We start from the raw sequence: 25,324 nt of genomic DNA, 5'->3' as shown, positions 1-25,324 counted from the left end.
CCTGAGAGCTGCCTGGGCGCCGCCTGGACGTCACGCGGGCAGCACTCAGCCCCGCTTGTGGCGGAGCGTTCGGGTACAGAAACGTTCCGTCGCAAGCGGGGCCGAGATTCGGGCTAGTGAATGATGCCGGTCCGCAGGGCCACCGCGACCATGCCCGCGCGGTCGCCGGTGCCCAGCTTGCGGGCGATGCGGGCCAGGTGACTCTTCACGGTCAGCGCCGACAGGCCCATGGCCACGCCGATCGCCTTGTTCGACTGCCCCTCGGCGACCAGGCGCAGCACCTCGACCTCGCGCCCCGACAGCTCGCGGTACGCCTGCGGCGCGGGCTGGGCGGGAGCGCCGGTCTGCGCACCGGGCGCGCCCTGCGGGAGTGGCGCCCCGGGCATCCCCGGCCGACGCAGGTGGCCGGGCATCCCCGGCCGGCCGCCGCCGAGGCCGTTCACACTGTTCATCCCGTTCATGCCGGGACGCTGCTGCATGCCGTTGCCGCCGACGCGGGTGCCGGTGACGACGTATCCCTTCACACCGCTCGCGAGCGCGCTGCGCACCGCGCCGATGTCGTCGGCGGCGGAGAGCGCCAGGCCGTTGGGCCAGCCCGCGGCGCGGGTCTCGGCGAGGATGGCGAGACCGGAGCCGTCCGGGAGGTGGACGTCGGCGACGCAGATGTCCCGCGGAGTGCCGACCCGGGGACGGGCTTCGGCGAGCGAGGACGCCTCGATCACGTCGCGTACGCCGAGGGCCCAGAGATGCCGGGTGACCGTGGAGCGGACGCGGGGGTCCGCGATGACCACCATGGCGGTGGGCTTCGTCGGACGGTAGGCGACCAGGTTTGCGGGGTGCTCAAGGAGAACGGACACCAGGCCTCCTGTTTGAGGTGCCGGGAAAGGGTCACTGTCTGCTTCGGCACCATCGGTGCTCGGCTTTAGCGAATGATCACGATTGAGTGAGGGGCAAATCGGGCAGTTCGGATATTTTGTTCAGCTTGAGTGAGCCTAAGTCACTCGAAAGTGATCAAAAGCGGTCGACACGCCGAACCCATGACCTAAATGTCCGAAATCGGATACCTCAGCGTACGCCGAAGCTGACGATCCTTCACCCGCTCGTGCGGATACGCGTACGCGAAATCCCTCCAGGGGTCCCCCGGCGCGGACGCCGGGCCGTCGGACCCCGGTGTGTGGATCGCTCAGGCCCCGCCGCGCGGCTGACGGCGCAGCGGCATCGGCACCACGCTGCTCACCTGCGAGCCGCTGCCCGGCTCGGGCACGCCGCCGACCGTCCCCGCCGTGGGCGCGGGCAGCGGCGGCAGTCCGGCGCACTGGCACAGCAGCTCGCACCAGGCGCGCAGATGCGCGCCGAGGCCGAGGTGCTCACCGTCGGGCACCGGCGTCCAGGACGCGCGGATCTCGATCTCCGTGCTGGAGGGACGGTCCGCCATCCCGCCGAAGTAGTGCGAGTAGGCCCGCGAGACCGTGCCGCTCGGCTCGGCGTAGCGGCAGCCGTGCTGCTCCAGCGCGTCCATCAGCCAGGACCAGCCGACCTCGGCGAGCAGCGGGTCGTCCGCGATCTCCCGCTCCAGATCGGCCTGGCTCAGCGACACCAGCCTGAACTCGCCCTGCCAGGCCTCGTGTCCGGAGGGATCGTGCAGCAGCACGAGCCGGCCGTCGGCCAGCTCCTCGCCGTCGACCTCGACCGTGGCGGTCAGCGCGTAGGCATAGGGGGCGAGTCGGCGCGGCGCGGGCGTGTCACCGATCCGCACCTCGGGGCGCATCCGCGCGGAGCGGAGATCGGCGACGGCGGCGCGGAAAGCTGCCGGCGCGGTGTCCGCCCCCGTGGCTCCCTCGCCGAGTGCGGAACCGCCTTCTTGCATCGGCTTTCCGCCGTTCACCCCTGCCATGCCGGAAGACTATGCGCCCGGCCAGTCCGCGCACCGCCGACACCACGAAGGAGCGCGGCTTCGGCCGTGCGAAGATTTCCACCGTGACCGAGAGCCAGAGCACCAGCCGCCCCGAGACCCTGCCGACCTACGACTCCGCGTTGTTGCGTGCGTGTCGTGGGGAGGAGGTTCCGCATACGCCGGTGTGGTTCATGCGGCAGGCGGGTCGTTCGCTGCCGGAGTTCCGGCGGGTGCGTGAGGGTGTCGCGATGCTGGACTCGTGCATGATGCCGGAGCTGGTCAAGGAGATCACGCTGCAGCCGGTGCGCCGGCACGGGGTGGACGCGGCGATCTACTACAGCGACATCGTGGTGCCGCTGAAGGCGATCGGGGTGGACCTGGACATCAAGCCGGGCGTGGGCCCGGTCATCGCCCGCCCGGTCCGCAGCCGCGAGGACCTGGCGCAGCTGCGTCCGCTGGAGCCGGGCGACGTGCCGTACGTGACCGAGGCGATCGGCCTGCTGGTCGCCGAGCTGGGGGCGACGCCGTTGATCGGTTTCGCGGGGGCGCCGTACACGCTGGCGTCGTACCTGGTGGAGGGCGGGCCGTCGCGGACGTACGAGAACACCAAGGCGATGATGTACGGCGCGCCGGAGTTGTGGGCGGAGCTGGTGGACCGGCTGGCGGTGATCACGGCGGGGTTCTTGAGGGTGCAGATCGAGGCGGGGGCCTCGGCGGTGCAGCTGTTCGACTCCTGGGCGGGCGGGCTGGCGCCGGAGGACTACCGGCGTCAGGTGATGCCGGCGTCGGCGAAGGTGTTCGCGGAGGTGGCCCCCTACGGGGTCCCGCGGATCCACTTCGGGGTGGGCACCGGGGAGCTGCTGGGTCTGCTGGGCGAGGCCGGCGCGGACGTGGTGGGCGTGGACTGGCGCGTCCCGCTGGCCGAGGCGGCGCGCCGGGTGGGTGCGGGCAAGGCGTTGCAGGGGAACCTGGACCCGACGGTGCTGTTCGCGCCGGAGTCCGCGGTCCGGGCGAAGACGGACGAGGTGCTGGCCTCCGCGCAGGCCTCCGGCCGCGGCCACGTCTTCAACCTGGGCCACGGCGTCCACCCGACCACCGACCCCGACGCCCTCACCAAGCTCGTCGCCTACGTCCACGAACGCACCCAGAAGTAGGGGCGGCACCCCGAAGGGCGCGAGGAACTGCTGACAGGCCGCTCTGCCGCGTGGGCGCGAGCCACCACCCTGTGCGGATGGCCCTGATCGTTGAGGACCATCCGCTCATCGGTGGCTTGTCGCGCCCGCAGTTGATCAAGCGGAGCCTCGCGCCCATGGGGCTGCGACCTACTCGGGTGCCTCGGGCTTCCTCCTCCGGGCGAGCCGGTAGCCGATGAACACGATCGGCAGGAGCAGCAGCAGGAAGGGCAGCATCGCCGAGAAGGCGACCAGCAGGGCCCGGCCCACCAGGTAGAGCCCGTGGCAGCCTGCGGCCAGCGCGTGGCCCGCCGCGCTCCACGCGCCCCGCTGCTTCGGCGCTGCGACGACCGGCGGCGCGGCCTTCTGGAACAGCTGCACGGTGATCGTCGACATCGCCACCTGGTTCTGCAGCGCGGCGAGTTGGGACTGCATCGACTCCAGGTCGGTCTCCCGCTGCGTCAGCGCGGACTCCAGGGCGACGATGTCGTTCAACGAGCCCGCCTGCTTCATCAGCGCGTTGACCCGGTCGATGCTGGCCTGCTGGCTCCTGATCCGGCTGGCCAGGTCCACCACCTGCGCGGTCACGTCCTGGCTGGCGCGCTCACGCCCCAGCACCGCGCCGAGGCCGAGCAGCTGCTGGTACGTCGCGTCGTACGCGGTCGTCGGGACCTTGAAGACGGCCTGCGCGGAGTCGCCGCCGGTCTGCGTCGGGGCGGGCAGCGGCTGGGCCTGGGGCTGGCCGGAGGCGTCGGACGAGCCGGCGGTCGGGAGGAAGCCGTTGTCGCCGCTGGTCTCGGAGTCGACGAAGCCGCCCGCCGCAGAGACCACGTCCTCGGCCTGCTTGAGGGTGGCGTCGACATGGGCGCACTGCAGCTGGACCTCGCCGGAGAAGATCACCGCGTGACCCGCGGCCACCGCCTTGCCGGAATCCGGTTTGCTCCCGGTGGTGGGCGGGGCGGCCGCGTTGCCGGCGGCAGCGCCGCCACCGGCCGGTGCCGCTCCTGCCGCCGGTCCCCGCGCGGCGTTACCGCCCGCGCTGCTCGCGCTCGTGCCCGACGCGGAGCATCCGGCCAGGGCCAGGCCTGCGGCCAGGATCCCGGCCGTCAGGCCCGCGCCGAAGCGCCGTCTGCCGTCTGTGGCTTTCATCAAGTCCCCTCTCCTCGGTCCCTCATTGGACCGGTAGTTGCGCGGAGAGGTTCCCGACCGAACGTCAACAAGCCGATAACGAACGGGCTGAGATCCGGTCGCGGCCGACTCGGCGGGTGTTCGCGGGGAGGCGGACCGGAGGTCGTCCGAAGGTCGTTGCGGGGCTGTTGCCATTGGGGTCGCAGATCAGCGGCGCAAGGCGGGTGTGCGAAAGTGGCAGGCATGAACAGCACCGTGCAGCGTCCCCCCCACCCCGGCTCGCTCCCGCACGTTCTGGTCGTCGGCGGCGGCATCGCCGGGCTCGCCGCGGCCGCGCGGCTGAGCGGCGCGGACGGTGGCGCGCCCCGTGCGCGGGTGACCCTGCTGGAGGCCGGCCCGCTGCTCGGCGGCAAGCTCCGTTCGGGCGAGGTGGGCGGGGTCGGAGTCGACCTCGGTGCGGAGTCCGTGCTCGCCCGGCGGCCGGAGGCGGTCGAGCTCGCCCGGGCCGTCGGCCTGAGCGACGCGCTGCAGCCGCCGACCACCGCCAAGGCCGCGATCTGGACCCGTGGCGCGCTGCGCCCCATGCCGACCGGGCACCTGATGGGTGTGCCGGGGGACCTGGACGCGTTGGGCGCCTCCGGTGTGATCTCCCCCGAGGGCATGGCCAGGGCCGCCGAGGACGGGACGCTGCCGCGCACCGAGATCGGTGAGGACGTCGCCGTCGGCGCGTACGTGGCCGCGCGGCTCGGGCAGGAGGTCGTCGACCGACTGGTCGAACCGCTCCTGGGCGGCGTCTACGCCGGTCACGCCGACCGGATCTCGCTCGGAGCGGCCGTACCGCAACTTCTTGCGATCGCTCAGCGCGATCGTTCCGCGATCGAAGGCGTGCACGCCGCGCTCGCGGCCGCCGCGGTGAACCCGAACCCCGCCCCGGTCTTCATGGGCATCGACGGCGGCATCGGCCGCCTCCCCGTCGCGGTCGAGGCGGCCTGCCGGGCCGCCGGCGTGGAGATCCGGACGCAGACGCCGGTCGGGGAGCTGCGCCGCACCGAGGACGGCTGGACCGCGGTGACCGCCGACGGCGAGGCGCTGTCGGCCGACGCCGTCGTACTCGCGGTGCCCGCGCCCGCCGCCGCCCGGCTGCTGGCGGCGACGGCGCCGCGCGCCGCGGCCGAGCTCGGCGAGGTGGAGTACGCGGGCATGGCGCTGGTGACCCTCGCCTTCCGGCGCGCGGACCTCGGCGAGCTGCGGGGCAGCGGCTTCCTGGTCCCGCCGGTCGACGGCCGGGCGATCAAGGCCTCGACCTTCTCCAGCAACAAGTGGGGCTGGCTGAACGACGCCGCCCCGGACAGCTTCCTGCTGCGCACCTCCCTGGGCCGCCACGGCGAGGAGGAGGTGCTCGACCACGACGACGCCGACCTGATCGAACGATCGCTGGCCGATCTCGGTGAGGCCGCCGGGATCACCGCGCGACCGTACGCGCAGGCGGTCACCCGGTGGCGCGCGGGGCTGCCGCAGTACCCGGTCGGCCACCCGCAGCGCGTCGAGCGGATCGAGGCGGAGCTGGGCGCGCTGCCCGGCCTCGCGCTGTGCGGCGCGGCCTACCACGGGGTGGGCATCCCTGCCTGCATCGCCGACGGACGGCGTGCGGCGGACCTGGTGACCGGAGCGATTCGAGCAAAGGAGACAATGGGCTCATGAGTGAGCACAGCGAGCAGAAGCAGAAGCCGAAGGCGCGTGAGCTGAACGACGTCATCCGCTACACCCTGTGGTCGGTCTTCCGGCTCAAGGACGTGCTGCCGGAGGACCGCGCCGCGATGGGGGCCGAGGTCGAGGAGCTGTTCGAGCAGCTCGCCGAGAAGGACGTCACCGTCCGCGGCACCTACGACGTCTCCGGGCTGCGCGCCGACGCCGACCTGATGATCTGGTGGCACTCCGCCGACAGCGACAACCTGCAGGAGGCGTACAACCGCTTCCGCCGGACCCGCCTCGGCCGGGCGCTCACGCCGGTCTGGTCCAACATGGCGCTGCACCGCCCCGCCGAGTTCAACAAGTCGCACATCCCGGCGTTCCTGGCGGACGAGACGCCGCGTGAGTACGTCTGCGTCTACCCGTTCGTGCGCTCGTACGACTGGTATCTGCTGGAGGACGCCGAGCGCCGCGAGCTGCTGGCCGAGCACGGCAAGATGGCGCGCGGCTACCCCGACGTCCGCGCCAACACGGTCGCCTCGTTCGCGCTGGGCGACTACGAGTGGCTGCTCGCCTTCGAGGCGGACGAGCTGCACCGCATCGTCGACCTGATGCGCCATCTGCGCGCCAGCCGCGCGCGGCTGTACGTGCGCGAGGAGATCCCCTTCTACACCGGGCGCCGCAAGCCGATCACCGAGCTGGTCAACGGCCTCGCCTAGCCCGCAGGGCGGCGCGCAGGGAGGGGTCCTTGACCCCTCCCGCGCCGCGCAGCACCACCACGAGCGTCGGGTCCTGCCGCGCCGCGTCGCCGCGGCGGGGGCGCAGGGCCCGCAGCAGGGTCTGGCCGGGAGGCGCGGCCCACGGGGTGACCGGGTAGATCTCGATCCTCGCCATGACCAGCGTGCCCGCGCCCAGGATCAGCGGCAGCGCGAACCAGGCCGCCAGTTTCGGCAGTTCGCCGACCGCTCCGGCCGCCGCGGGCCCGCCCAGCAGCATCCGGGCGCCGGCTCCGCCCACCGCCGCGCCGAAGAGCGCCACCGTGGCCAGCAGCGACCAGCGGACGCCCGCCACCGCGTGCGCGAGCGCCGCCCGTGCCCCGGCGGGGACGGCAAGACCCGCGAGCGCCAGCCGGTCCGCGACGGCGCGCACCGCCGGCCCGCGTGCGACCTCCCGGCGCAGGTCGTCCGTCCGGCACTGGCCCTCGGGGCCGATCGCGGTCAGCACGGCGGTCTCCAGCTCACTGCGCGGCTCCGGCCGGGCCACGGAGGTCCAGCCGGTGTGGGCGAGGTGCAGCAGCCCCGCGCGGGCCATCTCGACCAGCACGAGATCCACCACCCGCTCCGGTCCGCCCGCGAGATACGCGGCGTCGACCAGGTCCGCCTCAGCCGACGGGGTGGGGGTCGACCCGCCGGTCGGCATCGGGTCGTTCGCAGCCACCAGCCGGCACAGCCTCACCGAGGAGACGATCGCCAGCAGGCAGGCGGGGACCAGGAACACGTACGACATGGGCGCCAACCAACCGCAGCGGAGACCCGGACTCAAGGTCCGTGTGCGGAGGGATGTCCAATCGTGACCGGACCTCACTCCGACGGCGTCGTGCGAAGGCCAGGACCAGGGCCGCCGGGACGAGCAGCAGCAGGAAGGAGAGCAGCGGCGGCCGGTCCGGCGGCGCGGCGCCCGCACCGGCCAGGGTGGAGCCGCCCACGGTCTGGTCGGCCCAGCGGAACGTCGCCACCGCGGCGAGCAGCAGGGTCAGCACCGCCGCGCCGGCGAGCAGCCGCAGCGCGGTCCTGAAGGCCCGTTCGGCCCGGTCGTCGTGGCGCTTCCTTGCGCCGGTCCACAGGACCGGCGCGGCGGCCAGGCCGATTCCGGCGGCCGCGGTGAGAAACAGTGGATCGAGGCTCATCAGGACACCCCTCCAAAGAGCGGAGGAGCCAGGTCCCCCGCACCTGGCTCCATGGGGAGAGCATGTCGGGCGCGGGTTCCGCCCGGAAGAGCCGGGGCCCATTCTCAGAGCTAGATTTGAGCTTTCCCGGCCCCGCCGGGGGACCGGAACTCCTCCGGCCCCGAGCTGGTCCGGTGCAGCCGGCGGCCCGCCTCGGTCATCCGCCGCAGCAGCAGGTGGCCCTCGCCCGCGTCGACCAGTTCCTCCGCGACAGCGGCGCGGACCAGGTCGTACGTCTCCAGGGTGACGATGCCGCGGTGGCGGGCGTAGCGGGTGGCGTCGCGGTCGTCGGAGATCCAGACGGAGCGGCGGAACTCGCGCTCCTTGGTGATCAGCGCCAGCGTCTCGGCCTCGCCCAGGTGCTGGGTCGGGCGGCGCCGGTCACCGCCGAAGACGGCCCGGCGCAGACGTTCCACCTCGGCCCGGGTGACCGGGTCGGTGATCTCGACCGGCTCGCCCAGTGTGCCCCGGTCCGCGAGCCCGGCGAGCGGCGGAAGGTGCCGGGCGGAGAGCCTGGCCTCGCGGGCGACCGCCTCGGACCAGCGGCCCCGGCCGTCGAGCACCTTCTCCAGCAGCGGCAGCCGGTCGACGGCCGCGAAGTTGCAGAGCACCGTGTTGTCGGGGAACCACCACTCGGTCGCGGCTGTCATGGCTGATAGACCAACTCGCCTTCTTCGGCTCTGCTTCCCGGCCGCTCCTCGCGCTGTTCCAGCCGGGCCTCCAGCTCGTCGGCGGCCATGCCCAGCAGCGCCGCGAGCGGACGCAGCGTCGTCTCCCCGGCCTCGAACGCCGACCAGAGCCCGTCGGCGAGCCTGGCGGGCGGCCGTTCGGCGCCGGCCAGCGCCGCCTCGCGGAGGTAGGCGTCCATGGCGCCGGTGGCGAGATGGCACTCGGCGGTGGTGCGACGCCGCAGCCTGGCGTGCTCGGCGGCGTCGACGAGCCCGAGCCGGCGCAGCCGCGCGGCGAGCGCGCTCGGCGAGACACGGAACCTGACCACCACCGCGGCGAAGTCCAGCTCCGAGGCGGCCTCGCGTACCTCCGCCTCGGGCATCAGCAGCGCGGCGGCGAAGGCGTTGGCGCGCACCTCGTCGGGCTCGGCCTGTCGGCCCGGCGCGACGGGGGACTCGGCGAGCGGCTGCGCGGCGTCCCCGGCGAGCAGGTGGCCGAGCTCGTGGGCGAGGGTGAACCGTTGCCTGGTCCACCGTTCGTCGCGACGGGCCAGGGCGAGCCGGAAGCCGTCCTCCTGCCAGGCGAACCCGTCGACGGCGCCCGGCAGTTCGGTGACGGCGAAGTCCACGCCTTGGGTCTGCTCGACCAGTGCGAGCAACTCGCCGGTGGGCAGCAGCGAGGCGGGCTCGGGCCCGACCCGGCGCAGCTTCTCGGCGACGCCCGCGGCCAGCCGCTCGCCCTGCTGCTCGGGCTCCCCCTCGGGGAGCGCGGGCAGCGGCGGCAGCTCGGGGGCGCGGCCCAGGAGGTCGAGGACGTCGTAGGCCGCGGTGTAGCGCTCGGCCCGCTCGGACAGGCTCTGCCCGTGCGCGGCCGCGTCCCCGCGCGCGGCGACGCCGGCGGGGACGGCCTGACGCCCGGTCAGCAGCCAGTCGACGCTGACCTGTCCTGCCTCGGCGATGAGCGCGAGGTCGAGCGAGCTGAAGCGGCGTACGCCGTTGAGTGACTTGGACAGCTTGTCGGGCGTGATCCCTACGCGTGCGGCGAAGGCGGCGTGGCTCAGCCCCGCCGCGCCGATCACCGTGCGTACCCGCCCGGAGACGGATTCGTCCATGCCTCCACGGTACGACGCAGTTGCGAGAATCGCAATGCCTGATGGTTTTCGCAGCATGAGGTGGTTGCACCTCCAGGGGCGCGGGGAACTGCGCGACAAGCCACCGCCGGCGGACGGTCCTCCTGTCACGGGGCCATCCGCACAGGGCGGTTGCTCATGCAGTTCCCCGCACCCCTGGAGGCGCCTCGTGCGTGAAAGGATCGTTGCGTGGCGAGGTATCGGGAGTTGGCGGAGCGGCTGCGCGCGGACGTGCTGCGGGGGCAGTACGGGGAGGGCGGCCGGCTGCCGAGCGAGGAGGCGCTGGCCGCGGCGCACGGGGTGTCGCGGGGGACCGTCCGGCAGGCGCTCGCGCTGCTGCGCGCGGAGGGCGTGGTCACCTCGCGGCGCGGGACGCGCCGCGTCGTGCTGGAGCAGCCGCGGCTGCAGAGCTTCGCCGAGCTGCAGAGCTTCACCCGATGGGCGCTCTCGCTGGGCGAGGAGCCCGGCGGGGCGGTCGTCGCGGCGGGCTGGCGTGACGCCGGGGCCGTCGAGGCCGGGCAGTTGCGCGTCGCCGAGGGCGAGCGGGTCTTCGCCGTGCTGCGCTGCCGGACCCTCGGCGGGGAGCCGGTGATGATCGAGCGGACCGTCTATCCCGGGCCGGTCGGCGCGCTGGTCGAGGCCATGCCGGACGACGCCGTGTCGGTCACCGAGCTGCTGGAGGCGCAAGGCGTCGTCCTCGCCGACGCCGACCACACCGTCGATCTGGCCTTCGCCGACGCGGACGACGTCCGCCTGCTGGGCTGTCCGCCCGGCGCCGCCCTGCTGCGCGAGCGCCGCCGGGCCACTGATCCGACCGGCGCCCCGGTGGAGTGGTCCGAGGACCGCTACCTCCCGGGGACCGTCGCCTTCACCGTGCACAACTCGCCCGCCACGACCGCGCTCACGAGGCGGCGTCAGCCCTGACCGGCGGCACCGGTCCGGCCGTCGCCAGTGCGGCGAGCAGCGGGCGGTAGTGCTCGAAGCCGGGGTCGTCGGCGTCCGGCTCCTTCGCCGCCTCGTCCCAGCGGCGCAGCCGGACCGCGTCGGCGGCCTGGGGGTGACGGGCGAACTCCGCCGCCTCGGCTGCTGACATCGGGCCGCCCTGGAGGCCCAGCGTGTGGACCGAGGCGGGCGACAGGCGGTCGAAGTAGTCAGGCTCGACCGCACACAGGTACCGCTTGGCGGCCACGTGGAGACGCACCGGCTCGGTGACCTCGGGGCCGAACCAGGGGGCCAGCCAGTCCGCGCCCTGGTGGCTGTGCCGGTTGTCCTGGGCGCCGGCCATCAACTCGCGGCCGTGGACCGCGCCCCGGAAGTGACCCACGTCGTGCAGCAGCGCGGCCGCGACCAGGGCCGGCGGCGCGCCCTCGCGCTCCGCCAGCGCCGCCGCCTGGAGCATGTGCTGCGCCTGGCTGACCGCCTCGCCGAGATAGTCCTCGGCGCCCTCGCCCTCGAAGAGCGCGGCGATCGCGTCGACGATCTGGTCGGGTGTCATCGCGCGGCCTCCATGGAGTTCTCCGGGCGGCGGCGCAGCACCGCGAGCGTGCTCAGCAGGCCGTCCAGGTCGGCGTAGCAGCCCTGCAGGTGACGGGCCCCGCCGCGGGCGAAGGCGGTGCGGGCGTGCAGCAGCCTGGTGTTGTCGAAGACCAGGCAGTCGCCGGGGGAGAGCCGGAACTCCAGCTGCCGCTCGGGCCGCAGCAGCAGTTCCGCGAACGCGCGGTAGCCGGCGTAGAAGGCCTCGACCTCGTCGGCGGGCCGGCGCAGTGTGCCGAGCGAACGGTTGTTGAAGCGCACCTCGTTGATCCGACCGCGCGGGTCGACGCCGATCAGCGGGCGCTCGGCCCGGAGCTCGGTCACCGCGTCGCGGAACACGAACGGGACCGGGGTGCGGGTCAACGCGGCGAAGGCGTCCGGTTGTTCCTCGCGCAGCGTGGCCGCCGCCGCGAAGCCGTCCACGAGCCCGGAGTCGCCGCCCTCGGCGTCGTTGACCAGGCAGTGCAGCAACTGCAGGGTCGGCACCGGGTCGCGGTAGGGGTTGTCCGTGTGCGGGGTGATCCGCACGTTGGTGAAGGCCAGGTTGTTGGGCTCGTCCTCCACCCTGACCCCGAACCGCAGGCCGTAGTTGGTCTCCCGGACGTAGCCGAAGGAGTGTGCCGCCTCCAGGACCTGGTCCTGGTGCGGCGGTACCTCCCGCAGCAGGCAGAAGCCGAGCCGGCGCACCGCGTCGAGCATCCCGACCCGTTCGCCGTCCTGCTCCAGATAGGCCGCCCAGGTGGTCTCCGGCAGTCGTCCGCCGAGGGCGTCGGCCGTGGGCCAGAGGTCCTTCGCGTCCTCGGTCCGGTCGTCGGGCGCGGCCGCCTCGGTCAGCCACTCGGCGCCGTAGCGGGAGCGGTGGCCGTCGGGCGCCCAGACCACCTCCCACGCGCCCGCCGTCAGCTCCGCCGTTTCGACGGACGGCTTCTCGGGCAGCTCGTTGACCTGGAAGAGCTTCTGTCCGGTGCGCGGGTCGCGGCACTCGGGGCAGCCGCAGTTGTCCCGCAGCCACAGCGCGGGCAGTTCGGCGGGTTCGGTCGGGGGCATGGAGATCCTTCGGGAAGCCGGCGGCAAAGTTGTATAGCCAACTTTTGCCGCTCGGGACCCGTGCTGCCAAGAGCACCCCGGCTGAACGCCGTCCGAACGGGAAGTGACGCGCCGCTTCACCGGGCAGGGATAGGGTCGGGGCTTTCGAGGCAGACGCCGTCACGGGGAGCAGCAGTCATGAGCACACCGGGAACTCCGCAGGTCCAGATCTCCGACATCGCCCGCGGCCGCCTCGACGGTTCGCGGCAGGGGCGTCCCTGCTTCACCTCGGACCTTTCCGTCAACGAGTTCGTGCTCGTCACCGAGTCGGGCTTCGACCCGCTGGGCATGGTGATGGGCACCAGCGTCTACCACGTCGGCACCCAGTACGGCGGCTGGAAGGTCAGCCAGGAGCTCGGCATGCTGACCCAGGCCATGTACAACGCCCGCGAGCTGGCGATGAGCCGGATGGAGGCGGAGGCGGCGCAGTTGGGCGCGGACGGGGTGATCGGCGTGACGCTGCGCCCGATGAACTACGTCTTCATGGGCGACGTCATCGAGTACGTCGCCACCGGCACCGCCGTGCGCGCCACCGAGGGCGGCGGCACCTACCGCGCGCCCAACGGCAAGCCGTTCACCACCAACCTCTCCGGGCAGGACTTCTGGACGCTCTGGCAGCACGGCTGGCTGCCGCGCCGTCTCGTCCTCGGCAACTGCGTCTACCACGTCGCCCACCAGTCGCTGCGGCAGACGCTCAACCAGGTCGGCCAGAACGCGGAGCTGCCGCAGTTCACCCAGGCCCTCTACGACGCCCGCGAGCTGGCCATGGCCCGGATGCAGTACGAGGGGCAGCAGTTGGGCTCGGACGGCATCGTGGGCACGAGGGTGGAGGACTCCCGTTACTGGGGCGAGCACGCGGTGGAGTTCTTCGCCCTCGGCACGGCCGTGAGCCGGGTCAGGCCGGACGTCTCGCCGGTCAGGCCGACGATGACGATGCCGCTGAACGGCTGAGTCCGCCGGGCGGCCGGGTCAGCCGCGCGCGAGGCGGCGGTAGAGCCAGAACGCGAGCCGGCCCGCGCCACGCGCGCCGCCCTCCGCCTCGGCCCGGCGGGAGGCCTCGACCGCGGCGAAGCCGTACTCCCGCATCGCCGCCTCGTACGCGCCGACGGCAAGGACCGGTTCGCCGGGGTGCGCGGTCAGCTCCCGGCAGAGCGTCGCGGCGTCCTGCAGCGCGGTGTTCGCGCCCGACCCGCGAGCCGGGCTCATCGCGTGGATCGCGTCGCCGAGCAGCGTGACCGGTCCCGGCTCCCAGGCCGGGACGGGCTCGGCCGAGCGGATCACGGCCAGGAAGGTCCGGTCGACCTCGGCGAGCTCGACCAGCCGGCGCAGGTCGGGGTGCCAGCCGCGGATCGCGCCGGCGGCCAGCGCGTGCAGGGTGGCCGGACCGGCCGCGGAGAGCTCGGCGTCGGAGACGCGGAACCGGGCGCGTTGCGCGGTCACCGCCCACATCAGGTAGTCCGCGACGGGCGAGAGCCGCGCCTCGGGCGCGATCCGCGCCGCCGCCTGCTCCGGCTGCTGCCGCAGGCGGACCAGTCCGGCGGCCATCCCGGTGCGCCCGCCGACGAAGGCGGTGAAGCCCTGGTGCAGGGCCGGCGGCAGCAGGGCACGGGCCTCGTCGTTGAGCGGCGTGCTGCCGTAGAGGCAGCGTCCGCCGGTGTCGACGACCCGGGCGTGGGGCAGCAGCGCGCGCCGCGTCACGGAGCCGACGCCGTCCGCGCCGACCAGCAGGTCCGCGTCGGTGCTGCCGCCGTCCGCGAAGCGCAGCCGGACGCCGGAGGCGTCCGCGGCGAAGCCGCGCAGTTCGCGTCCGTAGTGGATCCGGTCGTCGAGGCCCGCCCCGAGGACTTCGCGGAGCGTCTGCCGGTGCACGGAGGTGGAGAGGGTGGCAGGGGCGTACCGGTCGACGCCCTCCTCCCCGCGGGCCTCGTGCAGCACCCGTAGCTGGTCGCTGAGCACGCTGAACTGCCGGCTGGGCCGGCCGCAGGTGGCCTGGAACAGTGCGAACAGGGCGGGCGGCAGGCACTGCTGGAGCGCGAGCCCGGCCCTGGCGTCCAGATGAAGCCGGTACCCCTGCGGCCGGGCGCCCGGCCCGGCGTCCCGCTCGTACACCTCCACCTCGACCCCGACCCGCCGCAGGCCCTGTGCCAAGCACAGCCCCCCGAGCCCCGCCCCCACGACCGCCACCCGCAGTCCACCCATGCGGGCTACCTTTCCCCTACGGCAGGCGAGCAACCCGGCAGCGCCCCAGGGGCGCGTCACCTCGCAGCAAAGGGCCGGTTGCACTACCTCAGGGGCGCGGGGAACTGCGCGACAAGCCACCGGCGTCCGGATGGTCCTGAACGCGCAGGGCCATCCGCACAGGGTGGTTTCTCGCGCAGTTCCCCGCGCCCCTGGGGTGTTGCCACCGGCCCTCTGCTCGAAGGTCCCGCGCGTCGCGGGCGTCAGAGCGGTTGCTGGAGGGGGAGTTGGGCGGCGGTGGGGAGGTGGCGGTCGAGTTCGCCGGGTTCGAAGCGGCACATGCCGATGACCTGCCAGAACTCGCCGGTGGTGACGCCCTCGTGCTTGTAGCGGCCCGCCGGGGTGAACATGCCCCAGCCCTCCGCCGTGCTGATCAGCGTCGCCTGGAGGGCGGGAACCGTGTCCGGCGCGATGCGCCACAGGCGGATCGCGCCGTCCTCGCCCGCCGCGGCGAGCTGGCCGCCGTCCGGGCGGAAGGCGAGCGACAGGACGCGCCCGACCGGCCCCTCCAGCCGCTCCAGCAGTCCGCCCGAGCGCACGTCCCACAGGCGCACCGCGCCGTCGTCGCCCGCCGTCGCGAGCAGCGGCAGCGTCGGGTGGGCCGCCGCCGTCCAGATCCGGCCGACATGGCCGACGAGCCGGTGCGCGGGGGCGCCGTCGCGCCACACGATCGCGGAGCCGTCCCAGGAGGCGCTGGCCATCCAGCCCTCGTCCCCGCCGGCTCCCGCGCCGCGACCGAAGACCACGGCGTAGACGCGGTCCGTGTGGCCCTCCAGCTCGACGGCCGACTCGCCCTTGAGGTCCCAGACCCTGACCAGCCGGTCGTCCGCGCCCGTGGCGACGTGCGCGCCGTCGGGGTCGAAGGCGATGGAGCGGACCCGGCCGCGGTGCTTGGGCAGGCCGGTCACCCGGGCGCCGGTGGTGCGGTACCAGAGCTGCACCGAGTCGTCGTCGTTCGCGGTGGCGACGATCTCGCCGGAGCGGTCGAAGGCCTCCGCCCAGGTGTGGTCCGTCTCGGCGTCGATCTCGCGCTGGAACTCGCCGGTCGCCGCGTTCCACAGGTACACGTCGCCGTCGTTGCTCGCCGTCGCCAGCAGCGGGCCGGTCGGGCTGAACACCGCCGAGACCAACTGGTCGTTGTTGCCTTTCAGTTGCGCGGCGCGCACGCCGGTGGCGCTGTCCCAGAGGCGGACCTGGCCGTCGTTGCCGGCGGCGGCCAGCAGCGCGCCGTCGGCGCTGTAGTCGATCGAGCCGATCTTGCGGCCGTGGCCGCGCTGGATGCGGCGGCTGCGGCCCGTCGCGGTGTCCCAGAGCCGGATCAGGCCGTCGTTGGCGAGGCTGATGAGCACCGGGCCCGCACCGGCGGGCTCGGCCTCGGTCGGCGGCCGGAAGCGGCAGGCCCAGACCGAACCGCGGTGCTGCGGCGGCTGCTGCGGCAGCGGCGTCAGCACCGACGCCGGTCCGCGCCGCGGCGGCGGCACCGCCGCGCCGGGCGCGGCCTCGGAGCGGGGCGGCACCTGCCAGAGCCGGACGTGCCCGTCGCTGTCGCCGGCCGCGAGCAGGCCGCCGTCGGGGGAGAAGCTCACCTGGTAGACCGAGCCGCTGCAGCCCTTCGCCTCGCCCGCCGGGCGGCCCGCCGCGAGGTCCCACAGCCGGATGCTGCCCTCGGTGTCCCCGCTGGCCAGCAGGGCGCCGCCGGGGTGGAAGTCCAGCGTGTAGACGCGTCCTGGATGGCCGGTGAAGTGGTGCACCAGCTCCCAGGTCTCGGTGGACCAGATCCGGACGCTGCCCCGCTGGCCGCGATGGGTGCGCTGGTCGAGGACCGGACCCTGGTCGCCGGTGGCCAGCAGGCGGCCGTCGGGACTGAACCTGGCCCGGTAGACGGTGCCGTCGTGGCCCTCCAGGGCGGCGAGCAGCGCTCCGGTGGCCGTGTCCCACACCTCCAGTCGCGAGCTGGCGTCGCCGGTGGCGAGAAGACCTCCGTCGGCGCTGAACTGGGTGGTCAGCGTCAGTTTCTGATGACCGGGCAGCTGCAGCCTGGGGGTACCGGTGGCGACGTCCCAGACGGTGACCGCGCCGGTCGGGTCGCCGGTGGCGAGCTGCCGTCCGGCCAGGTCCAGCGAGACCGGCCAGACCCCCTCGGGGTGGATCTCCAGCCGGTGACGGCAGTCCCCGGTGACCGGGTCCCAGAGCCGGACCGTGCCGTCGGCCGCGCCGGTGGCCAGCACGTCCTCACGGAACTTGACGGAGTAGACCCGGCCCGAGTGGCCGGTCAGCGTGCGCAGCGCGGCGCCGGTGACGGCGTCGCAGACCAGCACGCTGCCGTCCTCGTTGCCCACGGCCAGCAGCTCGCCGTCGGGCGTGTAGGTGAGCGGCTCGGGCAGCCGTGCCGAGCTGGCGCCGAAGCCGTAGGGCACGCCCACGGTGGCCGGGCGCAGGCCGAAGTGGACCGGCATGCCCGGACTGATCGCGGCGGCCCGCAGCTCGGGGATCTCCGCGAGGGGACGGTCGCCGGTGGAGCCGATCACCGCCGACCGCTGCCAGCGGCTGCCGGCCAGCTGGACGCCGTCCAGGCCGGCCCGGGTGAGCCGGGACCGGCGCAGGTCGGCGTCGCGCAGGTCGGCCCCGGTCAGTCGGGTGCCGTCCATGGTGGTGCCGATGAGGCGGGTGCCGCGGAGCCTGGCGCCGGACAGGTTGGCTCCGTCCAGTCGGGCGTCGGTCAGATCCGCGCCGGTCAGGTCGACGCCGGTGAAGTCGCGGTGGGAGAGGTCCTCGCCGACCAGTCGGGCGCCGCGCAGATCGGTGTGGGCGGGGACCCGCAGCCGGCTGATGATCTTGGCGGCGTTGCCCCTGGCCACCGCGTCGGCGGTCTCGCCGACCGATCCGGCCGTCGCGTTCGGTTCCTCCTCGTGCTCCCCGTTCTCCCCGGCGTCGTTGCGCAGCACCGAGCGGGCCCAGTCCCGGCAGGCCTGCCGGTCGGCCATGTCGCAGAGGAACTCCACCGCGAGCTGGCTGAGGCCCCTCCGTTCCAGCAGTTCGTGGTCACCGCGGGCGAGCCGGGCCGCGGCCTCCCTGGCCACCAGCCACTCGGCCACCGAGCGGTGGATGAAGTGGAAGAGGCCGTCGTTGGAGCGGACCAGCAGCGTGCCCGAACCGACCGCGTGCGCGGTGTTCGGCACCGACATCCGGTGCTCCGTCAGCGGACCCAGCACCTCGGCGATGTCGGTGAGCTCGTCCAGGCGCAGCGCCGTGCGGCCGGACTCCCACAGCCGCAGTGCCAGCGCGGTGGTGGCGTGCCACATCTGGTCCAGGCTCAGGCCGGGCGGCGACCCCGGCGCGCCGGAACCGCGCCGCTCCTCGAACTGCAGCCAGGCGTCGAAGACCTCCTGGTAGAGCCCAGCCGTGCTGAGCGCCCGGCCGGCCCCGGCGACCGCCCGCAGCCGCTCCGGGCCGAGCTCGGCGACGAAGCTCAGCAGCCGGGGGTTGCCGCACAGGGCCAGCAGGTCCGGAATGCCGAGCAGCAGCCGCATCCGCTCGTCGGCCGCCTGGGCGTCGCCGTAGCGGTTCTCCAGATAGCGGCGGATCTGCTGCTCGTTGAAGGACTCCAACTGCAGCACCCGGCGCTGGGGCAGCAGTCCGACCCGCTCGCCGAGCGCGGTCAGCACCTGGGCCTGGGACTTGAAGTGCTGGGTGCGGCTGGTGACGACGATCTTGGCGTTGTCGGTCGCGGCGTCGAGCAGGATCTGCAGGTGGTCCGCGGCCCGGTCGTAGCTGACCTGGTTGACCAGTTCGTCGAAGCCGTCGAAGAGCAGGATGATCCGGCCCTGCCGGAGCATGTAGCGGAACGCCCGCAGCTCGATGGTGTCCACGCCCTGCGCGGCCAGGTGCGCGGCGACCATGCCGTCCAGCGAGTAGGCCTTGTCCAGCGTGCTCAGGTCGATCAGCAGCGGGGTGACGTGCGGAAGCTCCTCGGGGAGCCGGTGCGCAAGCTCGTGCAGCGCGAAGGTCTTGCCGTGCCCGAAGTCGCCGAGCAGCAGCAGGAAGCGGCCGTGGTCGGTGTCCAGCAGCCGCAGCATGTCGCCGACCAGGTCCTGGTGCTCGACGCCCCCGGCCGGCGCGGTCTCCCGGTAGCGCTGCGGCAGGTAGAGGCGGGGCGGGTACCGGTCGTCGCGCAGCAGCCGTTCGGTCTGGGCGCGGGTGTGGTCCCGCAGGTCCAGCAGGCCCTGGAACTCGGTGAAGCTGCGCAGCCTGATCCCCAGCCTGCGGGCCCGGTCGCGCAGCTCCGGGGCGGGCAGCGGACCGAGATGGACCAGTTCGGCGTCCGAGCCGGTCGCGGCGGACCGCACCTGGTCGGCGAAGGCCTCCACCAGTTCGGCGTCCGGGGTGCTCAGGCACACCGCGATCCGCAGCTGCCGGACGAAGCCGGACTCCTGCCAGGTGGCCAGCAGCTGCGGGGGCGCGCCGCGCAGCCGACGCAGGGTGACCGCCTGGTGGCGGGTGCGCAGCACCTCGACGACCCGTTCGATCAGCAGGTCCTGCGGATCGCTGAGCACGCGCGGTTCGGCCGCCGTCACGTCCACGGCCACCGGCTCCTGCGGTGCGGGCCCCTCGGCGGTGCCGTGCGTGGGGAAGGCGGTTCCGGCGCTGCGCCACGGGGCCGCCAGCTGGTTGGGGGTGACCGTGTCCCTGGTCTGCCACCAGGTGAGCCGCTCCGGGCCGACCTGCAGCAGCCGGTGGTCGGCGGGATTGCCCGCGCCGACGACGAGCAGTTCGCCCCTGCTGGTCGGCAGCCGGTGGGGCGCGGCGGGGCCCGGACCGGCGTCGGGTCCGTGCAGCAGCAGGTTGAGCCGCGGCGCGGCGAGCCGGACGAAGGCGTCGGTGTCGCGCAGCGCGTCGCGGCGGGGGCGGGCGCTCGGGTCCAGCGGGTGGCGGACCGCGCCGATCCGCAGCCAGCCGGCCTCCTCGTAGGACCGCAGCGCCTGGGTGAACCAGGTGATCTGCTCGTTGCCGAGACTGCCGTGCTGGTCCTCGGCGCGGTGGCTGTACGCCATCGAGGAGTTCAGCCCGGCGACGACGGTGTGCAGGTCGGGCACCGGGAAGAGGGACCAGGGCTGGTCGGCGTCGAAGACCACGTCCAGGCCCTGGTAGAGCTCGTGGAAGAGGCGCGTGTAGTGACGCCACTTCGGCCAGTAGGGCGCGCGCGGCGGGATCTCGTCCGCCTCGCAGCCGTGGAAGTAGGCGCGGCAGGCGGCCAGGCTCACGTCCTGCCCGCCGGGGACCACGGCCAGACGGCCGGGATCGAGGCCCAGTAAGGAGCGGAGCTTGGTGAGGAAGGCGAGGGCCTGGTCGCACTCGCGGGGGCTGCCCGTCGCGGTCAGGTCGCCGGTGACCACGACCAGGTCGGGGGCGGGCGCGCCGGTGTCGGTGAGTTCGACCAGGTCGCTCCAGATCGCGGCGCGCAGCGCGTCGGGGTCCTGCCCGCGCCCGAACGCGGGGCCTGCCAGCTGGAGCACGGTGACGGTGTCGCTCTCGCGCGGTGCGGGGTCCGCGGCGGGGAAGCGCGGTGCGACGGCCGGACGCCGGCGTCCGCCCCAGGCCAGCTGCCCGACCGGACTGCGCGGCGCGGCCACGGTCCCGGTGGCGGCGGGGACGGGGTTCGGCCCGGAGGGATCACCTGGGAAGACCGGGCGCCGCTCCGGCCTGGCCCGCCCGGCCACCGCCTGCTGCACCCGGGAGAGCAGCAACTCCCTTGCCGCGGTGGCATCCTGGACGCTCACCAGGTCGATGTAGGTGATGGTCGAGAGGAGGCCCTCGACGTCGGTGTCCTCCACCCGGACGGTGAGCAGCCGGCTGTACGGCGGATGCGGGTCGGCGCGCAGGGCCGCCTGCCACTCCATCCGGCCGTAGGTGGACGTCTTGTAGCGGTCGGAGAGCACGGCGATCACCGCGGTGGACTGGCTGACGCCCCGGTCCATGAAGTCCATGAAGTCGGTGCCGGGCACGAAATCCCAGGCCTGCACGATGGTGCGGTGACCTGCCTCCTCCAGCGTCCACGCGATCCAGGTCGCCCACCGTTCGTCGGCGGGGGAGTAGCTGATGAAGAAGTCGAACGGGGCCGGATCGCTGTTCGCCATGGCGTGATTTTAGCTGCGCGTGGGGCGGATCGTGGCGGAGAGTGAGCAGTTGGTAGCGATAACATGGGCTGAATGGGCGTGGATGTGACAGGACACCGGGTCTCCAGTGCTGAGGGCGACAGCAGTTCCGAGGGTTCCGCGGATTCGGTGGGCGGGACGTCGCGTCGCCGGGCGGGAGCCCTCCTCGGGCGCGCCCATCCGCTCGACTGGCTGGCCGTGGGGCTCCTCGCCTGCGGTCTCCTCGCCCTCGCCGTCGGCCTGCTGCCGACCGCCTCCGCGGACCAGGCGATGCAGCGCATCGCCCCCCTGCTGGCCTTCCTCGCCACGGTGATCCTGCTGGCCGAGCTGACCTCCAGGGCGGAGGTCTTCGACGTCGTCGCCACCGGCGTCGCCAAGGCCGGACGCGGCAGCTACCCGCGCCTCTTCGTGCTCTGCGTGGTCTTCGCGTCGGTGATCACGATCACGCTCAACCTCGACACCACGGCGGTGCTGCTCACCCCGGTCATGCTGGCACTGGCCGCCCGGGTCGGCATCGCCGCCGTCCCGTTGGCGATGACGACGGTCTGGCTCGCCAACACGGCCAGCCTGCTGCTGCCGGCCTCGAACCTGACCAACCTGCTGGCCGCGGACCGGGTGGCGCTCTCCGCGGTGGGCCTGGCCAAGGTGATGTGGTTCCCTCAGCTGGTCTCGATCGCGGTGACCATGGCGCTGCTGTGGTGGTTCTACTGGCGCTCCTCCCGGCGCGGCGCCGACGCCTACACCCCGCCGGAGGTCCACCGGCCGAGCGACCCTCTCCTGTTCCGGATCTGCGCGCTGGCCACCGTCGGCTTCCTGGTCGGCGTGCTGGTCGGTGGCGCGCCGATCTGGGTGTCCTCCGGCGGCGCGGCGGTGGTGGTCGTGCTGGCCTTCGCCGTCCGCCGGCGGGGCGAGCTGCGGCTGTCCCTGATCCCGTGGCGCCTGCTGATCATGGTGCCGGGCATGTTCCTGGTGGTGGAGACCCTCGACGCCCATGGCCTCCACCGCCTGCTCGCCTCCGCGATCGGCTCGGACGGCGGCACCCTCGGCGTGCTCCGCGCCTCCGGTGTCGGCGGCGCGCTCTCCAACGTCCTCAACAACCTGCCGGTCTACCTGGCGGGCGAGTCGGTCGTCCCGGTGGCCAACCACCAGCAGCTGCTGGGCCTTCTCGTCGGCGTCAACGTCGGCCCGGTGATCACCCCCTGGGCCTCCCTGGCGATCCTCCTCTGGTTCGAACGCTGCCGCGCCTTCGGCATCCAGGTCTCCCTCAAGCGCTTCACCGCGACGGGCGCGGTCCTCGCCGTGACGGCGGTGACGGCGTCCTCCCTGGCGCTGGCGCTGACGGGCTGATCCCCGCCAGGGGCGCGAGGAACTGCGCGGTTCCGCCGCATGGACGCGAGCCGATCGGCCGAGGGTGAGTCGTGCGACCTCGGGGGCACGAGGCTCCGCTTGAGCGACCGCGTGCGCGACGGTCCCCGGGCCTTCGGCCGGGAGGCGCCCCTCCGGCATGCGGATGCTCCTCGACGCGCCGGGCCGCGCGCCCGCCGGCCGGGCGGTTGCTCGACCCCCGTCGCGGAGCCGCAGGTCGGCAGGGCCGCACGCTGCTAGCGGGGCTCCGCCACCAGCCCGAGCAGTTCGTCGACGAGTTCGACGCGGCCCGCGACGAAGCTGAAGTCCGCGTCGGAGCCGAAGCGGGGGGCGAGTTCCGTGCCGGCGAAGGTGCGGACGGTGACGCCCGCCTCGCGGGCGAGGAGGAGACCGGCGGGGAGGTCGACCAGTTCGGGGCGGTACCCGACGAAGCCGTCGATGTCGCCGCGGGCGAGCATCGCCCAGGCGGAGAGGGGCGCCCACAGCTGCAGCAGGCGGCGGGCGCGGAGTTCGAGGGTGTGTTTGAGTGCGCCCGCGCGGTCGTCGTCGCGGTCGACCGCGTAGCCCTGGGTCCAGGCGAGCAGCGGGCCCGACGCGTCCGCCCGGGCGGGGGGACCGGCGAGGGGGCCGTCGGGCCCGTGCGCGCCGCCGCCGTGCCAGGCGCTCCACGTGCGGCCGACGACCGGGTCGTGGACCACGCCGACCACCGGGTGGTCGGCCACGCACAGGGCGATCCCGACGCTCCAGACCGGCAGGCCGATCGCCACGTTGTTGCTGCCGTCCAGCGGATCCACCAGCCAGGTCCGCCGGCCGCCCGCCGCGCCCTCCAGCAGGCCGGACTCCTCGGCCACGATCCGGTCCGCGGGGAACTGCGCCCGCAACCGGGTGACGATCAGCTCCTCGGCCAGCAGGTCGAGATCGGTCACCACGTCGCCGCGTTCGCCCTTCGGGCGGACCGCGAAACCCTGCCCGACCCGGCCGCGCAACAGCCGCCCCGCGGCCTTCGCGGCCGCGACCGCCGCCCGGTGCTCACCCGCGTAGTCCGGACGGTTCGGAGCGGGGTTCGCTCTCATTCATTCTCCTCAGGATGCGCAGGGCGATGTCCGCCGACTCGGGCGCCGAGCAGTGCCGGCGCTGCACCTGGTGCGGCAGGCCGTGTAACGGCCCGAGGGCCAGGTCGGTGCGGCCCGCCGCCGAGCGGCCGACGACCACCGTCGCGCTGGACTGCCGGACCCACCCTGAGGGACCGCGCCGCGGCGGCGCCTCGACGGTGCTGTGGAACTCGCCGGAGGCCATCCGGTAGATCCGGCGCGGCCCGTGGATCTCGGTCGGGGCGGCCGACCAGCGCACCAGGCGCGACGTCGGGCGCAGCTCGTCCACGCCGGAAGCGCTGCTGTGCACCTCGAAGACCCGGTGGGTGGCCCGGTCCCGCCCCACGTCGTGGACCCGCACCGGCACGTTGCCGATCTCCCCGAACAGCACGCAGCTCGCCAGGTCCCAGCTGTGCGCGTGGATCGTCGAGGTGGTCAGCCCTGCGGCCGCCGTCTCGGCCGCCTCGGGACCGCCGTGCAGATGCACACAGACGCCGTCACCGCCCTCCCGCAGCACCGGCAGGCAGACGAAGCCCAACGGGTGCCGCACCGCGCGCAGTTCGCGCCGCCCGCAGGCCAGCGCCTCCAGCGCCGCGGCGGCGAAGCCGGCCAGCACGGCCGTCCTTCCCTGTCGCGCGGCCTGGTCCAAGGTCGTGAAGTTCGAGCCGGTCTCCATGATCGCTTCGATGCCCATCGACTCGTCGGACGTCAGATGCGGTACGGGTGCTCCGGGTGCAGGGCCTTGTCGACCACGGTGCGCACGTCCGTGTCGGAGTACGCGGTCGGCAGCGGCAGATCCATCGCGTCGAAGAACCGCCGCACCTGGTCCACGGTCGGCTCCTGCCCGAGCAGGACCTGCACCTCGAGGTTCACCTTGCGCGCCTGGTCGCGGGCCAGGCGCAGCTCGGTGACGTAGTAGTCGTACAGCGGACGCCCGTGGTCCACACAGAGGTTGACCCGCTGCGGATCGTCCTGTGTGATCACCAGGCAGGACGAGGACAGGTCGAAGCGCAGCGCGGGCACCGTCGCCGACAGGTAGACGTCGACCTCCAGCGCGTCCATCCGCTGCCGGTACCAGCAGGCGGCCAGCACCGTGGCGTAGGACTCCGCCCGGGTCCGCTCGGTGGTCCACTCGCGGTCCGTGCCGGCGTCCTGCGGGGCGGCGAAGGTCTGCCGGAAGCGGGCGTAGGTGGCGCAGACCCGGTCGTCGGACGGGTCGACAATATCGATCTTCATGGTCAGCGCCCGGCGCAGCCGCTGCGTCTCGCGGACGCACTCCGGCAGCGTCACGGCGCGCAGGTAGGTCCCGGTCCCGCCGCGGAAGATCCACCGGTCGGTGTCCGCGCGGGCCCGGCGCAGCGCCTGTTCGACCTCGGGGCCGGTCAGCGAGCGCACCATGCCGGCGTCGGCGATGGCCTGCTGGGTGCCCTGCATCGCCCGGCGCATGTCGGTGGTGCGCCGCTTGCGCTCCGCCAGCGAGGCGAAGACCAGGGAGGCGAGCACCAACAGGACGGTGCCCGAGGTCACCCCGGTGCTGACGGCACCCGAGAAGATGTCCAGCACCCCGACGACGACCGCGATCCCGAGCCCGACCAGGCCGTCCAGATTCCGAAGGGCCCAGCCGACGCCGCGCTCAAGTCGGTTACGCCCGTCCGCGTCCCGCTCCGCAAGGTCCATGCTCCCCCCAGTGCGGCCATGGTAGGACCTGGCCAAGCACCCTTACAACGGGGCGAGTTGACATGCGGAGCGGTTCGCGGCCGGGGCTCCGGCCGGCGGCCGGAGCCGGCTCAGCCGGCGGCCGGGCGCAGTTTCAGGGAGATGCTGTTGATGCAGTAGCGCTGGTCCGTCGGCGTGTTGTAGCCCTCGCCCTCGAAGACGTGCCCCAGGTGGGAGCCGCACTTCGCGCAGCGGACCTCGACGCGGTGCATCCCGTGGCTGTCGTCGGTGATGTACTGCACGCGGTCCTCCGCGAGCGGCGCGAAGTAGCTCGGCCAGCCGCAGTGGGAGTCGAACTTGGTCTCCGAGCTGAACAGCTCGCTGCCGCAGGCGCGACAGGAGTAGACGCCGACCGTCTTGGTGTCCGTGTACTCGCCGACGAACGGGCGCTCCGTGCCGGCCTGGCGCAGCACGGCGTACTCCTCCGGGCTGAGCTCGGCGCGCCACTCCGCGTCGGTCTTCTCGATCTCGTAACCCATGGCGTGGCGCTCCTTCGCTCCAGGCGGGCCCCGGCCGG

General features: G+C 73.7%; 21 protein-coding genes. 6 read left to right on the top strand and 15 right to left on the bottom strand.

Features of this window, described 5'->3' with window-relative positions; genetic code table 11:
- Positions 1-113: 113 nt before the first annotated feature.
- A complete protein-coding gene (locus BS83_RS35075) occupies positions 114-857 on the bottom strand; it encodes a response regulator transcription factor (protein WP_037607379.1) in 744 nt (247 codons plus the stop codon).
- Positions 858-1,183: 326 nt separating this feature from the next.
- On the bottom strand, positions 1,184-1,894 hold the full coding sequence (locus BS83_RS35070; protein ID WP_084714608.1) for a DUF3000 domain-containing protein: 711 nt from the start codon (positions 1,892-1,894) through the stop codon (positions 1,184-1,186).
- A gap of 83 nt (positions 1,895-1,977) precedes the next feature.
- Between BS83_RS35070 and hemE the strand changes: the two genes are divergently transcribed.
- Complete coding sequence (gene hemE, locus BS83_RS35065; RefSeq protein WP_037610571.1) at positions 1,978-3,048, top strand: uroporphyrinogen decarboxylase; 1,071 nt, start codon at positions 1,978-1,980, stop codon at positions 3,046-3,048.
- A gap of 168 nt (positions 3,049-3,216) precedes the next feature.
- Here hemE and BS83_RS35060 read toward each other — a convergent pair whose 3' ends face one another.
- Entirely contained in the window at positions 3,217-4,215 is a 999-nt protein-coding gene (locus BS83_RS35060; protein ID WP_037607376.1) for a DUF4349 domain-containing protein, read from the bottom strand.
- A 222-nt stretch (positions 4,216-4,437) separates the two neighbouring features.
- Between BS83_RS35060 and hemG the strand changes: the two genes are divergently transcribed.
- Complete coding sequence (hemG, locus tag BS83_RS35055) at positions 4,438-5,895, top strand: protoporphyrinogen oxidase (RefSeq protein ID WP_051944566.1); 1,458 nt, start codon at positions 4,438-4,440, stop codon at positions 5,893-5,895.
- Positions 5,892-6,602, top strand: a complete 711-nt coding sequence (hemQ, locus tag BS83_RS35050; RefSeq protein ID WP_037607375.1) for a hydrogen peroxide-dependent heme synthase — start codon at positions 5,892-5,894, stop codon at positions 6,600-6,602. The genes hemG and hemQ overlap by 4 nt, the downstream gene beginning before the upstream one ends.
- On the opposite strand, the gene BS83_RS35045 is transcribed toward hemQ, so the two are convergent.
- The 4 genes from BS83_RS35045 to BS83_RS35035 all read right to left on the bottom strand — a co-directional run bounded on the left by BS83_RS35045 (position 6,586) and on the right by BS83_RS35035 (position 9,608).
- Positions 6,586-7,380 (bottom strand): TIGR04222 domain-containing membrane protein, encoded by a 795-nt coding sequence (locus BS83_RS35045; protein WP_232248779.1) that lies wholly within the window; start codon positions 7,378-7,380, stop codon positions 6,586-6,588. The two genes, hemQ and BS83_RS35045, sit on opposite strands and share 17 nt — an antisense overlap.
- Positions 7,265-7,789, bottom strand: coding sequence for a hypothetical protein (locus tag BS83_RS48045; RefSeq protein ID WP_051944564.1), 525 nt, complete (start codon positions 7,787-7,789; stop codon positions 7,265-7,267). Before BS83_RS48045 ends, BS83_RS35045 begins: the two co-directional genes overlap by 116 nt.
- 110 nt (positions 7,790-7,899) lie before the next feature.
- A complete protein-coding gene (locus BS83_RS35040) occupies positions 7,900-8,478 on the bottom strand; it encodes a hypothetical protein (protein ID WP_051944563.1) in 579 nt (192 codons plus the stop codon).
- Positions 8,475-9,608 carry a helix-turn-helix domain-containing protein gene (locus BS83_RS35035; protein WP_063774288.1) on the bottom strand — a complete coding sequence of 378 codons (1,134 nt, stop codon included), beginning with the start codon at positions 9,606-9,608 and terminating at the stop codon, positions 8,475-8,477. The genes BS83_RS35040 and BS83_RS35035 overlap by 4 nt, the downstream gene beginning before the upstream one ends.
- A gap of 207 nt (positions 9,609-9,815) precedes the next feature.
- Here BS83_RS35035 and BS83_RS35030 point away from each other — a divergent pair, with 207 nt between their 5' ends.
- Positions 9,816-10,550 (top strand): GntR family transcriptional regulator, encoded by a 735-nt coding sequence (locus BS83_RS35030; RefSeq protein WP_037607373.1) that lies wholly within the window; start codon positions 9,816-9,818, stop codon positions 10,548-10,550.
- On the opposite strand, the gene BS83_RS35025 is transcribed toward BS83_RS35030, so the two are convergent.
- Complete coding sequence (locus BS83_RS35025) at positions 10,528-11,121, bottom strand: phosphonate degradation HD-domain oxygenase (RefSeq protein WP_051944562.1); 594 nt, start codon at positions 11,119-11,121, stop codon at positions 10,528-10,530. The two genes, BS83_RS35030 and BS83_RS35025, sit on opposite strands and share 23 nt — an antisense overlap.
- Positions 11,118-12,206: a 2-trimethylaminoethylphosphonate dioxygenase gene (tmpA, locus tag BS83_RS35020; RefSeq protein ID WP_051944561.1), complete on the bottom strand. Its 1,089-nt coding sequence runs from the start codon at positions 12,204-12,206 to the stop codon at positions 11,118-11,120. The genes BS83_RS35025 and tmpA overlap by 4 nt, the downstream gene beginning before the upstream one ends.
- A gap of 177 nt (positions 12,207-12,383) precedes the next feature.
- On the opposite strand from tmpA, the gene BS83_RS35015 reads away from it, so the two are divergent.
- Complete coding sequence (locus BS83_RS35015) at positions 12,384-13,196, top strand: heavy metal-binding domain-containing protein (protein ID WP_037607372.1); 813 nt, start codon at positions 12,384-12,386, stop codon at positions 13,194-13,196.
- A gap of 18 nt (positions 13,197-13,214) precedes the next feature.
- Here the strand turns inward: BS83_RS35015 and BS83_RS35010 are convergent, their stop codons facing one another.
- Together BS83_RS35010 and BS83_RS35005 are read right to left on the bottom strand one after the other, a co-directional pair.
- Entirely contained in the window at positions 13,215-14,444 is a 1,230-nt protein-coding gene (locus BS83_RS35010) for an FAD-dependent oxidoreductase (protein ID WP_051944560.1), read from the bottom strand.
- A gap of 242 nt (positions 14,445-14,686) precedes the next feature.
- Positions 14,687-20,617, bottom strand: coding sequence for a TIR domain-containing protein (locus BS83_RS35005; protein ID WP_037607371.1), 5,931 nt, complete (start codon positions 20,615-20,617; stop codon positions 14,687-14,689).
- Between the two features lie 72 nt (positions 20,618-20,689).
- Between BS83_RS35005 and BS83_RS35000 the strand changes: the two genes are divergently transcribed.
- On the top strand, positions 20,690-21,982 hold the full coding sequence (locus BS83_RS35000) for an ArsB/NhaD family transporter (RefSeq protein ID WP_084714602.1): 1,293 nt from the start codon (positions 20,690-20,692) through the stop codon (positions 21,980-21,982).
- A gap of 254 nt (positions 21,983-22,236) precedes the next feature.
- On the opposite strand, the gene BS83_RS34995 is transcribed toward BS83_RS35000, so the two are convergent.
- The 4 genes from BS83_RS34995 to msrB all read right to left on the bottom strand — a co-directional run bounded on the left by BS83_RS34995 (position 22,237) and on the right by msrB (position 25,286).
- Positions 22,237-23,073 (bottom strand): inositol monophosphatase family protein, encoded by an 837-nt coding sequence (locus BS83_RS34995; RefSeq protein ID WP_037607369.1) that lies wholly within the window; start codon positions 23,071-23,073, stop codon positions 22,237-22,239.
- A complete protein-coding gene (locus tag BS83_RS34990; RefSeq protein ID WP_198035371.1) occupies positions 23,030-23,785 on the bottom strand; it encodes a hypothetical protein in 756 nt (251 codons plus the stop codon). The genes BS83_RS34995 and BS83_RS34990 overlap by 44 nt, the downstream gene beginning before the upstream one ends.
- A 14-nt stretch (positions 23,786-23,799) precedes the next feature.
- Positions 23,800-24,768: a hypothetical protein gene (locus BS83_RS34985; RefSeq protein ID WP_051944559.1), complete on the bottom strand. Its 969-nt coding sequence runs from the start codon at positions 24,766-24,768 to the stop codon at positions 23,800-23,802.
- A gap of 110 nt (positions 24,769-24,878) precedes the next feature.
- Positions 24,879-25,286: a peptide-methionine (R)-S-oxide reductase MsrB gene (gene msrB, locus BS83_RS34980; RefSeq protein WP_037607368.1), complete on the bottom strand. Its 408-nt coding sequence runs from the start codon at positions 25,284-25,286 to the stop codon at positions 24,879-24,881.
- Positions 25,287-25,324 lie beyond the last annotated feature (38 nt).

Source organism: Streptacidiphilus rugosus AM-16 (genome assembly GCF_000744655.1).
Classification (GTDB): Bacteria; Actinomycetota; Actinomycetes; order Streptomycetales; family Streptomycetaceae; genus Streptacidiphilus; species Streptacidiphilus rugosus.
Note: the sequence above shows the minus strand (reverse complement) of the source record. Positions and strands in the feature narration are given on the sequence as shown.

Bases quoted from the DNA above. Each gene is read 5' to 3' on its own strand.
- BS83_RS35070 (WP_084714608.1), bottom strand. From the start codon at position 1,894: ATGGCAGGGGTGAACGGCGGAAAGCCGATGCAAGAAGGCGGTTCCGCA.
- BS83_RS35060 (WP_037607376.1), bottom strand. From the start codon at position 4,215: ATGAAAGCCACAGACGGCAGACGGCGCTTCGGCGCGGGCCTGACGGCC.
- hemG (WP_051944566.1), top strand. From the start codon at position 4,438: ATGAACAGCACCGTGCAGCGTCCCCCCCACCCCGGCTCGCTCCCGCAC.
- hemQ (WP_037607375.1), top strand. From the start codon at position 5,892: ATGAGTGAGCACAGCGAGCAGAAGCAGAAGCCGAAGGCGCGTGAGCTG.
- BS83_RS48045 (WP_051944564.1), bottom strand. From the start codon at position 7,789: ATGAGCCTCGATCCACTGTTTCTCACCGCGGCCGCCGGAATCGGCCTG.
- BS83_RS35040 (WP_051944563.1), bottom strand. From the start codon at position 8,478: ATGACAGCCGCGACCGAGTGGTGGTTCCCCGACAACACGGTGCTCTGC.
- BS83_RS35035 (WP_063774288.1), bottom strand. From the start codon at position 9,608: ATGGACGAATCCGTCTCCGGGCGGGTACGCACGGTGATCGGCGCGGCG.
- BS83_RS35025 (WP_051944562.1), bottom strand. From the start codon at position 11,121: ATGACACCCGACCAGATCGTCGACGCGATCGCCGCGCTCTTCGAGGGC.
- tmpA (WP_051944561.1), bottom strand. From the start codon at position 12,206: ATGCCCCCGACCGAACCCGCCGAACTGCCCGCGCTGTGGCTGCGGGAC.
- BS83_RS35015 (WP_037607372.1), top strand. From the start codon at position 12,384: ATGAGCACACCGGGAACTCCGCAGGTCCAGATCTCCGACATCGCCCGC.
- BS83_RS35010 (WP_051944560.1), bottom strand. From the start codon at position 14,444: ATGGGTGGACTGCGGGTGGCGGTCGTGGGGGCGGGGCTCGGGGGGCTG.
- BS83_RS35005 (WP_037607371.1), bottom strand. From the start codon at position 20,617: ATGGCGAACAGCGATCCGGCCCCGTTCGACTTCTTCATCAGCTACTCC.
- BS83_RS35000 (WP_084714602.1), top strand. From the start codon at position 20,690: ATGGGCGTGGATGTGACAGGACACCGGGTCTCCAGTGCTGAGGGCGAC.
- BS83_RS34995 (WP_037607369.1), bottom strand. From the start codon at position 23,073: ATGAGAGCGAACCCCGCTCCGAACCGTCCGGACTACGCGGGTGAGCAC.
- BS83_RS34990 (WP_198035371.1), bottom strand. From the start codon at position 23,785: ATGGGCATCGAAGCGATCATGGAGACCGGCTCGAACTTCACGACCTTG.
- BS83_RS34985 (WP_051944559.1), bottom strand. From the start codon at position 24,768: ATGGACCTTGCGGAGCGGGACGCGGACGGGCGTAACCGACTTGAGCGC.
- msrB (WP_037607368.1), bottom strand. From the start codon at position 25,286: ATGGGTTACGAGATCGAGAAGACCGACGCGGAGTGGCGCGCCGAGCTC.